The sequence below is a fragment of the Sphingomonas parapaucimobilis NBRC 15100 genome, from assembly GCF_000787715.1.
Classification (GTDB): Bacteria; Pseudomonadota; Alphaproteobacteria; order Sphingomonadales; family Sphingomonadaceae; genus Sphingomonas; species Sphingomonas parapaucimobilis.
Genome location: NZ_BBPI01000018.1, coordinates 107,343 through 117,939 on the forward strand (window position 1 = coordinate 107,343; position 10,597 = coordinate 117,939).

Sequence of the window (10,597 nt, forward strand, 5' to 3'; positions counted from 1 at the left end):
ACTTAGGCAAGACAAGGGGCCAGCCATGGCATTGATCGCGATCCTCGCCGGTGACGGCATCGGCCCGGAAGTGACCGCCGAAGCGCGGCGCGTGCTGGAGGCGCTGGACCTGGGCCTGACCTTCGAGGAAGCCAAGGTCGGCGGGGCGGCCTATGAGGCGGCCGGGCATCCGCTGCCGCCCGAGACGCTGGAGGTGGCGGGCCGCGCCGACGCGCTGCTGTTCGGGGCGGTCGGCGATCCGCGCTTCGACAATCTGGAGCGCGCGCATCGGCCGGAGCAGGCGATCCTGGGCCTGCGCAAGGCGTTCGGCCTGTTCGCCAATCTGCGCCCCGCGCGCCTGTTCGAGGGGCTGGAGGATGCCAGCTCGCTGCGCCCCGATATCGCCCGCCGCATCGACATGGTGATCGTGCGCGAGTTGACCGGCGACGTCTATTTCGGCGCCAAGGGTCGCGGCACCACCGAGGCGGGCTTGCGCGAAGGTCATGACCTGATGCGCTATGATGAAGAGGAAGTCGCCCGGATCGCCCGTGTCGGTTTCGAGACCGCGATGCGCCGCCGCCGCCGCTTGCTGTCGGTCGACAAGGCCAATGTGCTGGAAACGTCGCAGCTGTGGCGCGACGTGGTGATCGAGGTGGCGAAGGAGTATCCGGACGTCGCGCTCGACCATATGTATGTCGACAATTGCGCGATGCAGCTGGTGCGTGATCCGGGCCAGTTCGACGTCATCCTGACCGGCAACCTGTTCGGCGACATCCTGTCGGATCAGGCATCGATGTGCGCGGGGTCGATCGGGATGCTGCCGTCGGCCGCGCTGGGCGCGACCGGCAAGGGGCTGTACGAGCCGATCCATGGCTCGGCCCCCGACATTGCAGGGCAGGGCAAGGCGAACCCCTGCGCCGCGATCCTGTCGGCGGCGATGATGCTGCGCCACTCGCTGGGGCAGCCGCAAGCGGCCGATCGCATCGACGCGGCGGTGGCGGGCGCGATCCGCGAGGGCGCGCGGACCGGCGATCTGGGCGGCAGCCTGTCGACCCGCGCCATGGCCGACGCGATCCTCCAGCGCCTCTGAACCCCATGAGCGCGCTCCTCGAACTCGCGGTCGTCATCCCGACCTTCAACGAGCGCGCCAATGTGCCGACGCTCATCGCCAAGCTCGACCAGGCGCTGGCCGGGCGGCGGTGGGAGGCGATCTTCGTCGACGACAACAGCCCCGACGGCACCGCCGAGGCCGCGCGCGAACTGGGCCGCGTCGATCCGCGCGTGCGGGTGATCCAGCGGATCGGGCGGCGGGGGCTGTCGTCCGCCTGTATCGAGGGGATGTGCGCCACCGCAGCTCCCATGGTCGCGGTGATCGATGGCGATTTGCAGCATGACGAAACGCTGCTGCCCAAGATGCTCGACCGGTTGCAGGCGGAAGGCGATCTCGACATCGTCGTCGGCTCGCGCTTCGTCGATGGCGGCGGGACGGGGGACTGGGACCGCGACCGGGTGGCCAAGTCGGCCTTTGCGACGAAGCTGTCGCAGCGGGTGCTGAACGTGAACCTGTCCGACCCGATGAGCGGCTTCTTCATGGTGCGCACCCAGGTGGCGCGCGACACCGTACCGTATCTGTCGGGGATCGGGTTCAAGATCCTGCTCGACATCATGAGCGCCTCGCCGCGCCCGCTGCGCGCCGCCGAGATGCCCTATGTCTTCCGGCTGCGGACAGAGGGCGAGTCGAAGCTCGATCATGTCGTGGCGATGGAATATCTGATCGCATTGTACGATCGTCGCTTCGGCAAGGTGGTGCCGGTGCGCTTCGCCATGTTCTCGGCGATCGGCGTGCTGGGGGTGGGCGTCCATATGGCCGTGCTCAGCCTGTTCTTCGTCCTGCTGGGCGCCAGCTTCCTCGCCAGCCAGATCGTCGCGGTGGCGGCGGCGATGACGTTCAACTTCTTCCTGAACAATGCGCTGACCTATCGCGATCGGCGCCTGACCGGGGTCAAGCCGCTGCTCGACGGCTGGGTGTCCTTCTGCCTGGTCTGCGCGGTGGGGGCGATCGCCAATGTCGGCGTCGCGGCCTTCCTGCACGATGCGCGGGCCAATGAGTGGGCATTGTCGGCACTGATCGGCGTGCTGGTCGGGGCGGTGTGGAATTATGCGCTGTCGTCGCGGTTCGTCTGGGGGCGGTACTGAGTTCGGGATGAGGGCGGGGCGTGGGCTTCGACTTCGCTCAGCCTGAACGGCGGTTTATATAAAGCCTGACCCCAAACTCCGTTCAGCCTGATCGAAGTCGAAGGCCAAGGGACGGCCTCACCGCCAGTCCATGAACCACGCATAGCGCGCAAAGGACTTTGGCCCCGCCAGCGCCCCCGCTGTCAGGATCGGATAGAAATACACGAACAGGCACGCCACCGCGACCAGATAGGCCTCGTCCCAGTCGCGCAACCACGTCCGCCAGCGATCGATCGCCACAGCCAGCACGACCGACAGCCAGATCGCGGGCAGGAAGTAATAATAATAGAAGCCCAGCGACTTGGGGATGATCGCCCAGACCGCGAAGCCGCCGATCCAGAGTGCCGCCGCGACGCCCAGCCGTACCTCGCGTGTCCGCAGCCACCCGAGCGCGCATGCCGCCACCGCGACCAGTCCGCCCCACATCACCGCCGGATTGCCCAGCAGGAAGATGCCCCGCTGCGCACCCTGGGCCATTTCATAGAAATACCAGATCGGCCGCCCGATCACGGGCCAGCTCCACCATGTCGACTGGTAATGATGCGGCGGCAGGATCTGGGTCTGGCGGGCATACATTTCGAGCTGGAAGGGCAGAAGCTCCGCCAGCGTCATCGGCTCGCGCATATAGAAGAAGGCCGGTGCAAAGGTCGCCGCATAGGCCAGCGCCGCGCCCAGGCCGAGAAGACCCCAGGCCGACCACCAGCGCAGGCCCGGCCAGCGGCTGGGATCCTGTCGCTTCAACAGGACAAAGCCGATCGCCGCATAGCCCAGATAGGGCATTGCCGCCCATTTCACCCCGACTGCGAGACCCAGCAGCACCGCGCCCAGCGTCCAGCGCCAGCGACTCCGCGCGGCGTTCCCGCGCATCGCCCAGGCCATCGCCGCGACGGCCAGCACGACGAACGCCGCCATGAAGCCGTCGAGCATCGCGATCCGCGCCTGCACCAGCACCATGAAGTTCAACATCGTCAGCAGCGCGCCGATCGCCGCTGCGCGTGTCCGTCGGGTCATCAGCCAGACGATGCCGAACACCCCGCCGACGATCGCCGTCCCCGCGACCGTGGACAGCGCGCGCCAGCCCAGCGCGTTGTCGCCGAACAGCAGCATGCCCGCCGCGATCAACGTCTTGCCGAGCAGCGGATGCTCGATATTCACCGGCCCCTCCAGAGCCAGCAGCGTGCGCGCGGCGGGAACGTAATGCACTTCGTCGAAGACCAGCATCGGCGGCATGGTCAGCCGCCAGCAGAACAGCGCCTGTGCCGCGATCAACAGGGCCAGCAGGGCCGAAACCGGGCGATGGAACGGGGCGAGCAGGCGGCGCATGAGCCCGGTCATGGCCGACCGGCCCCAAGGGGACAATTGCTTTTTCGGTCGCGTTCGGAACGGCGGGCCACCCTAACCAAACTTTCAGACACTCGAGTTAGGTCGATGCTTTGGAACGCAGGCCGTTGGCCGGTCGGGGCGATTGCAGCCGCAACAAGGGATGGGATGGCGCGATGGGTTGGCTTGGCAAAAAGGAAGTGAATGTCGATCAGGTCATGGCCAAGGCCGTGTTCGATCATTCGCCTGATGCGATGCTGCTGTTTTCGGGCGGCAAGTTCGTCTCGGCCAATCCGGCCGCCGCGCGGGTCTATGACCGTCCGCTCCAGGCGATCCTGGGCCATTCGCCCGCGACCTTTGCCGCGCCCTGTCAGCCTGACGGGCGCCCGACCGAAGTGCATGTCGGCGAACGGGTGGCGCAGGCGCTTCAGGAGGGCTTTGCGCGATTCGAGTGGCTGAACACCGACAGTCGCGGTCAGATCGTGCGTATGCTGGTCACGCTGATCCCTGCGCATGTCGTGACGCCGCAGGACATGCTGGTCCTGTGCCAGGAAATGGGCGAGACGATGGCGATCGTGAACCAGCTGGGGGACGGGCTGTCGCGCCTGGCCAATGGCGACCTGATGCATCGGATCGAAAAGCCGTTCCGCGACGATTACGAGCCGCTGCGCCTCCATTTCAACGAGGCGGCACAGATGCTGGGCGGATCCATCGAGTCGATCAACGCCTCGTCGCGCCGGGTGCATAGCGCGGCGTTGGAGATCGGCAAGGCCGCGGGCGACCTGTCGCGGCGCACGGAGCATCAGGCCGCTTCGCTGGAGGAAACCGCCGCCGCGATGCGGCAGGTGACGACCGCGATCCAGGAGACCGCGCAGTTCGGCAACAAGGCCGCGCAGGTCGCCGCCTCGGCGCAGCAGAATGCGGCGCAGAGCGGCGTCGTGGTGCAGCGCGCGATGGACGCGATGGGCGGGATCGAGCGCACCTCCAATGAAATCTCCGAGATTATCGGCGTGATCGACGGCATCGCGTTCCAGACCAATTTGCTGGCGCTGAACGCGGGCGTCGAGGCGGCGCGCGCCGGTGACGCGGGCAAGGGCTTTGCCGTGGTTGCCAGCGAAGTCCGTGCGCTGGCGCAGCGTTCGGCCGACGCCGCCAAGGATGTGAAGAGCCGCATCGGCGCGTCGGATGCACAGATCCGCTCGGGCGTGCAGGAGGTCGACGCGGCCGGATCGACGCTGCAGCGCATCGCCGCGCAGGTCAGCGAGATGGCCACGCTGATCGGCGATATCGCCAGTGCCTCCCAGCAACAGGCGAGCAGCGCGTCGCAGATCACCATCGCGATCGTCGACCTCGACTCGGTGACGCAGCAGAATGCCGCCATGGTCGAGGAAGCCTCCGCCGCCGCCCGTGAAATGGTGAGCGAGGCGAGCGCGATGACGGATCAGGTCGGTCGCTTCCGCCTGGGCGCCCAAGCCCCCGCGATGGCGCAGCCCATGTGGAAGGCGGCCTGAGCAGCCCATCCTCCCCGATACGGGGAGGGGGACCGCCGCGAAGCGGTGGTGGAGGGGGCGTACCGCCAATGATGCCGTGCGTGGAAGCCCCCCTCCGTCAGGCCTGACGGCCTGCCACCTCCCCGTGCCGGGGAGGATAATGGCGCTCATTCGTCAGACAATTTGACGAACCCCCGTCTTGCATGGCACCCATGATGCCCAAAGCGGGGGCGGGTGACATGAGGTGTCCTCAATCCCGTCTGTGCGAATGCGACAGAATGAACGGGAGAGTGACGTGACGCGAGCGGTTCGATCCACCTTGTGCGCAATTCTGGCGGCCACCGCGCTGTCGCCCCTGACGGCGCAAAGCATGTCGGCGCAAGGTCCCCTGTCGAATGACGGCCCGGCAAAGACCTTCGCGGTGCAGGGCAAGGGTTTCCTGCGCAACGGCCAGCCGCATCAGGTGATCTCGGGTGAGATGCACTATACTCGCATCCCGCGCGCCTATTGGCGCGATCGCCTGCGAAAGGCCAAGGCGATGGGGCTGAACACCATCACCACCTATTCCTTCTGGAACGCGCATGAACCGCGCCCGGGCGTCTATGATTTCAGCGGCCAGAACGACATCGTCGCCTTCATCCGCGATGCCCAGGCCGAGGGGCTGGACGTGATCCTGCGCCCCGGCCCCTATGTCTGCGCCGAATGGGAGCTGGGCGGCTATCCGTCCTGGCTGCTCAAGGACCGTAGCCTCGTCCTGCGCTCGACCGATCCGAAGTACACCGCCGCCGTCGATCGCTGGCTGATGCGGCTGGGGCAGGAGGTGAAGCCGCTGCTGCTGAAGAATGGCGGGCCGATCGTCGCGGTGCAGCTGGAAAATGAATATGGCGCGTTCGGCAGCGACCAGGCGTATCTGCGCGGGCTGGAGGCCAGCTATAAGCGTGCCGGGTTCGCCGATGGCATCCTGTTCACGTCGAATCAGGGCGGCGATCTGGCCAAGGGGTCGTTGCCGAATCTGCCATCGGTCGTGAATTTCGGCTCGGGCGGCGCGCAAAGCTCGGTCGCCAAGCTGGAGGCATACCGTCCCGACGGCCTGCGCATGGTCGGCGAGTATTGGGCGGGCTGGTTCGACAAATGGGGCGAGGAGCACCATGAGACGGACGGCAGGAAAGAGGCCGAGGAAATGGCCTATATGCTCAAGCGCGGCTATTCGATCTCGCTCTACATGGTGCATGGCGGCACCACCTTCGGTTGGATGAACGGGGCGGACTCGCACACCGGCAAGGACTATCATCCCGATACGACCAGCTATGACTATGACGCGCCGATCGATGAGGCGGGCAATCCGCGCTACAAATACGGCCTGATCGCCGCCGCCATCGCCGAGGTGACGGGCAAGCCCGCCGCGCCGACGCCCGCAGCCACGGTCGCCACGACCTTCCCGGTATCGGCGGTGCGGCGCAGCGCGTCGCTCTGGGACAATCTGCCCGCGCCGGTGCGTGCCGCGCAGCCGAAGACGTTCGAGGAACTCGACCAGAATTACGGGTACGTCCTCTACCGCGTGAGCGTGCCCGCAGGTGCGGCGGGGCCGCTGACGCTGAAGGGGATGCACAGCTATGCGCAGGTGTATCTGGACAAGACGCTGGTCGGCACGCTCGACCGGCGGCTTGACCAGGAGACGGTGGAGCTGCCCGCGCGCGCCAAGCCCGCGACGCTGGATATCCTGGTCGAAAATACCGGCCGGGTGAACTATTCCCATGCGATCCGCACCGAGCAGGCGGGTTTGACCGGCGCGGTCACGCTGGCGGGGCAGCCGCTCAGCGACTGGCAGATGTTCCGCCTGCCGATGGACAATCTGGCGTCGCTGAAACTGTCGGCCAAGCCGTGCAACGGGCCGTGTTTCTATGAGGCGACGATGACGGTAGCCAAGCCCGGCGACACCTATCTCGACATGCGGGGCGCGCATAAGGGGCAGGTTTGGCTGAACGACCATAATCTCGGCCGTTTCTGGAGCATCGGGCCGGTCCACACGCTCTACACGCCCGCGCCGTGGCTGAAGGCCGGGGCGAACCGGGTGCTCTTCTTCGACCTGACCGGGGATGCGAGCGACAGGCTGGCCACGGTCGACAAGCCCTTTTACGGCAAGGTGACGAACCACCGCGAGGCGCAGTAAGGATGGGGGCGGGGCGGCCCGTCATCGGCCCCCCCGCTTCAGGACGGCGTGAAAGGATCCGGATGAAGCCTGGCATCCATTATGAATTCCATCACATGGGTATCCCGACGGATATTCCCCATGATGGCGAGCAATTCAGCGCCAAGGCCGGGCTCTACACCGCCGACAATCCCGGCAAATTCCGTATCCAGTGGCACCGCTTCACGCCCGACTCGCCGCTGCACCCGCTGATCCGCACCATGCCGCATCCCGCCTTCAAGGTCGCCGATCTGGCGGCGGCGATCGAGGGGGAGACGGTGTTGCTTGGCCCCTATGAGCCGATCGACGGCTATCATGTCGCGATCATCGACGATGGCGGCGTGCCGGTCGAATTGATCCAGACGACCCTTTCCGACGAAGAGATCTGGGGGCGGGCGCGTAGCGGGCAGGGCGCGCTCTATCGTGCATGACGGGGGCTCCTCCCCAGATCGGGGAGGAGCGGGGTGGCGTTACCGGACGGCGGCGGCCTGGTTGTCGATGACCGCCTCGCGATGCTCCGGGCTCATCGCGGCGGCGTTGACGTCCGCCGCCTTGATCGCATCGGCGCGATCCTCGGCATAGTCGCGGGTCTTTTCGGCCTGCTTGTCGAGCATCTTGGCCTGGTTGCGCAGCGCGTCTGCCTGATCTTCCATGCCATCGGCGCGGTTGTCGGCGGCCTTCTCGACATTCTCGGCCAGCTTGTCGGTGCCCTTGCTGTTGCAGGCGGACAGCGACACCAGGCTGGCGGCCATCAGCAGGCCGATGCGGATCTTCATGCTCATTCTCCCTGTTTGCATCGGGAGGAATAACCGGATCGGATGCTTTTCCGTTCCGCTGTCGTAACGCTGACATAACGGGCGGGCGTCCGAATATCCTTGAACCCCGCTGCCCGGACCGGCAAATGGACGGGCATGAAGCGCAAGACTGGCCAGGACCGTTCGATCACCTCCCAATGGCGTCCCGCGACGCAGGCCGTGCGCGGCGGCACCGCGCGGTCGGAATATGGCGAGACCTCCGAGGCGCTCTTCCTGACCTCGGGCTATTGCTATGACCGGGCAGGGGACGCGGCGGCACGGTTCGCGGGCGAGCAGGAGGGGATGACCTATTCCCGCCTCCAGAACCCGACCGTCGAGATGCTGGAACAGCGTATCGCGCTGTTGGAGGGCGCGGAGGCGTGCCGCACCATGGCGTCGGGCATGGCGGCGATGACGGCGGTGCTGCTTTGCCAGTTGCAGGCGGGCGACCATCTGGTCGGTGGCCGCGCGGCCTTCGGGTCGTGCCGCTGGCTGACCGATACGCTGTTGCCCAAGTTCGGCATCGCCACCACCGTCGTTGATGCCCGCGACCCGCAGGCGTTCCTCGACGCGGTGCGGCCCGAGACCAAGGTCTTCTTTTTCGAGACGCCCGCCAACCCGACGATGGACGTGGCGGACCTGGAGGCGATCTGCGCCATTGCGCGCGAACGTGGCATCACCACGGTCGTCGACAATGCCTTCGCCACCCCCGCGCTCCAGCGGCCGATGGATTTCGGCGCGGACGTCACCGCCTATTCCGCCACCAAGATGATGGACGGGCAGGGGCGCGTGCTGGCGGGCGCGGTGTGCGGGACCGAGGACTTCATCACCAACACGCTGCTGCCCTTCACCCGCAACACCGGACCGACCCTGTCGGCGTTCAACGCCTGGGTGGTGTTGAAGGGGCTGGAGACTCTGGACCTGCGTATCCATCGCCAGTCGGAGTCGGCGCTGAAGGTCGCGACCTTCCTGGAGGGCCGCGTGCCCCGCGTCCTGTGCCCCGCGCTGCCCAGCCATCCGCAGCACGAACTCGCCATGCGCCAGATGAAGGCGGGCGGCAGCATCTTCGCGCTGGAACTCGATGGCGGTCGCGAACAGGCGCATGGTCTGCTCGATGCGCTGGAGCTGATCGACATCTCGAACAATATCGGCGACTCGCGCTCGCTGATGACCCATCCCGCCTCGACCACCCATGCGGGCGTCGCCGAGGACAAGCGGGTCGAGATGGGCATCGGCGAGGGGATGCTGCGCCTGAATGTCGGGCTGGAGGATGCGGACGACCTGATCGACGATCTCGACCAGGCACTCCGCGTCGTGGGTCTGTGAAGGCGCTTTTCTCCCATGCGCTGACCACCGGGCCGGTGACGGTCCGGGTGTCGGTCAGCTATCTGCCCGAACAGTCCGAGCCGCAGCGCGGGCGCTGGTTCTGGGCCTATCATGTCCGTATCGAGAATGAGGGCGACCAGCCGGTCCAGCTGCTCACCCGGCGCTGGATCATCACCGATGCGCGCGGCGCGCGCCACTCGGTCGAGGGTGAGGGCGTGGTCGGCGAGCAGCCGGTGATCCAGCCGGGCGCATCCTATGACTATGTCTCCGGCTGTCCGCTGGCGACGACCAGCGGGGCGATGCAGGGCAGTTACCGGATGGTCGGCGCGGATGGCGTGACCTTCGACGTGGCCATCCCCCATTTCGCGCTCATTGCCCCGGCGGTGGAGACATGAAGCGGACGCATCTGCCGCTCAACGGCCTGCGCGTGCTGGACGCCGCCGCCCGCCATCTGAGCTTCACCCGCGCCGCCGACGAGCTGGCCGTTACCCCCGCGGCCGTCGGGCAGCAGATTCGCGCGCTGGAGGATACGCTGGGCGTCGTGCTGTTCCGCCGCACGACGCGCGGGCTGGAACTGACACCCGAGGCCGAGGCGGGGCTGGCGCCCTTGCGTGCAGGGTTCCTGCAATTCGAGGATGCCGTGCGCGCGATGCAGGCCGGCCAGTCCTCCAAGTCGCTGACCATCGCCGCGCCGCGCGACGTGACCGAGAAGTGGCTGATGCCGCGCCTGGCCGGCATCGCCGCGAACGACCCGGACCTGCGTTTCTCGCTGATCGCGTCGGACGAGGGGCTGGACTTTACCGAGGCCAATCTGGACCTCGCCATCCGCTGGGGCGATGGCCCTGGCGGGTTGGAGGGCGAGGCGATCGAGTCGGACGGGATGATTCCGATCGGCCCCGCCAATGCGCCGCTGATCGCCTGGCCGGGTGCGCCGGAAGAGGGGACGCCGCTGGTCCGCGTCACCGATGCGGGCCTCGCGATCGATGCGGTCGCTGCCGGGCTGGGCCGGGCCATCGTGCCGCAACTGCTCGCCGAACGCGACCTCGCCGAGGGGCGCGTGGTCGCCACCGGCGAAGCGGTGCCCTCACGCATGGGATACTGGCTGGTCGCCCCGCTGCCGCAATGGCGCCAGCAAAAGGTCAAGGCGCTGGTCGAGGCGCTGGGCGGCTGATCCTCCCCGGCACGGGGAGGGGGACCATGCGCAGCATGGTGGAGGGGTCGCGCCCCAAAGGCCGTCCTATGTGGAAGCCCCCCCCCCCCCCCCC

10 protein-coding genes are annotated in these 10,597 nt (G+C 67.2%); 8 read left to right on the top strand and 2 right to left on the bottom strand.

The window, feature by feature from the left end; genetic code table 11:
• The first annotated feature begins 25 nt into the window (after positions 1 to 25).
• Complete coding sequence (leuB, locus tag SP5_RS03895) at positions 26 to 1,069, top strand: 3-isopropylmalate dehydrogenase (protein ID WP_042484298.1); 1,044 nt, start codon at positions 26 to 28, stop codon at positions 1,067 to 1,069.
• Between the two features lie 5 nt (positions 1,070 to 1,074).
• Complete coding sequence (locus tag SP5_RS03900) at positions 1,075 to 2,175, top strand: glycosyltransferase family 2 protein (protein WP_042484301.1); 1,101 nt, start codon at positions 1,075 to 1,077, stop codon at positions 2,173 to 2,175.
• A gap of 117 nt (positions 2,176 to 2,292) precedes the next feature.
• On the opposite strand, the gene SP5_RS03905 is transcribed toward SP5_RS03900, so the two are convergent.
• A complete protein-coding gene (locus tag SP5_RS03905) occupies positions 2,293 to 3,549 on the bottom strand; it encodes a phospholipid carrier-dependent glycosyltransferase (protein ID WP_042484303.1) in 1,257 nt (418 codons plus the stop codon).
• Between the two features lie 203 nt (positions 3,550 to 3,752).
• On the opposite strand from SP5_RS03905, the gene SP5_RS03910 reads away from it, so the two are divergent.
• The 3 genes from SP5_RS03910 (at position 3,753) to SP5_RS03920 (ending at position 7,643) form a co-directional block, all read left to right on the top strand.
• Positions 3,753 to 5,045: a methyl-accepting chemotaxis protein gene (locus tag SP5_RS03910; protein WP_245613391.1), complete on the top strand. Its 1,293-nt coding sequence runs from the start codon at positions 3,753 to 3,755 to the stop codon at positions 5,043 to 5,045.
• A 274-nt stretch (positions 5,046 to 5,319) separates the two neighbouring features.
• Positions 5,320 to 7,194 carry a glycoside hydrolase family 35 protein gene (locus SP5_RS03915; RefSeq protein WP_245613392.1) on the top strand — a complete coding sequence of 625 codons (1,875 nt, stop codon included), beginning with the start codon at positions 5,320 to 5,322 and terminating at the stop codon, positions 7,192 to 7,194.
• A 62-nt stretch (positions 7,195 to 7,256) separates the two neighbouring features.
• Positions 7,257 to 7,643 (top strand): hypothetical protein, encoded by a 387-nt coding sequence (locus tag SP5_RS03920; protein ID WP_084220552.1) that lies wholly within the window; start codon positions 7,257 to 7,259, stop codon positions 7,641 to 7,643.
• A gap of 39 nt (positions 7,644 to 7,682) precedes the next feature.
• Here SP5_RS03920 and SP5_RS03925 read toward each other — a convergent pair whose 3' ends face one another.
• Positions 7,683 to 7,988: a hypothetical protein gene (locus SP5_RS03925; RefSeq protein WP_042484392.1), complete on the bottom strand. Its 306-nt coding sequence runs from the start codon at positions 7,986 to 7,988 to the stop codon at positions 7,683 to 7,685.
• Positions 7,989 to 8,123: 135 nt separating this feature from the next.
• Here SP5_RS03925 and SP5_RS03930 point away from each other — a divergent pair, with 135 nt between their 5' ends.
• Genes SP5_RS03930 through SP5_RS03940 form a run of 3 tightly spaced genes read left to right on the top strand, consistent with a single transcriptional unit; the run spans position 8,124 to position 10,503 of the window.
• Positions 8,124 to 9,332 (top strand): trans-sulfuration enzyme family protein, encoded by a 1,209-nt coding sequence (locus SP5_RS03930; RefSeq protein ID WP_042484310.1) that lies wholly within the window; start codon positions 8,124 to 8,126, stop codon positions 9,330 to 9,332.
• Positions 9,329 to 9,727 (top strand): Co2+/Mg2+ efflux facilitator ApaG/CorD, encoded by a 399-nt coding sequence (gene apaG / locus SP5_RS03935; RefSeq protein ID WP_042484312.1) that lies wholly within the window; start codon positions 9,329 to 9,331, stop codon positions 9,725 to 9,727. The genes SP5_RS03930 and apaG overlap by 4 nt, the downstream gene beginning before the upstream one ends.
• Positions 9,724 to 10,503: a LysR family transcriptional regulator gene (locus SP5_RS03940; protein ID WP_042484315.1), complete on the top strand. Its 780-nt coding sequence runs from the start codon at positions 9,724 to 9,726 to the stop codon at positions 10,501 to 10,503. Before apaG ends, SP5_RS03940 begins: the two co-directional genes overlap by 4 nt.
• Positions 10,504 to 10,597 lie beyond the last annotated feature (94 nt).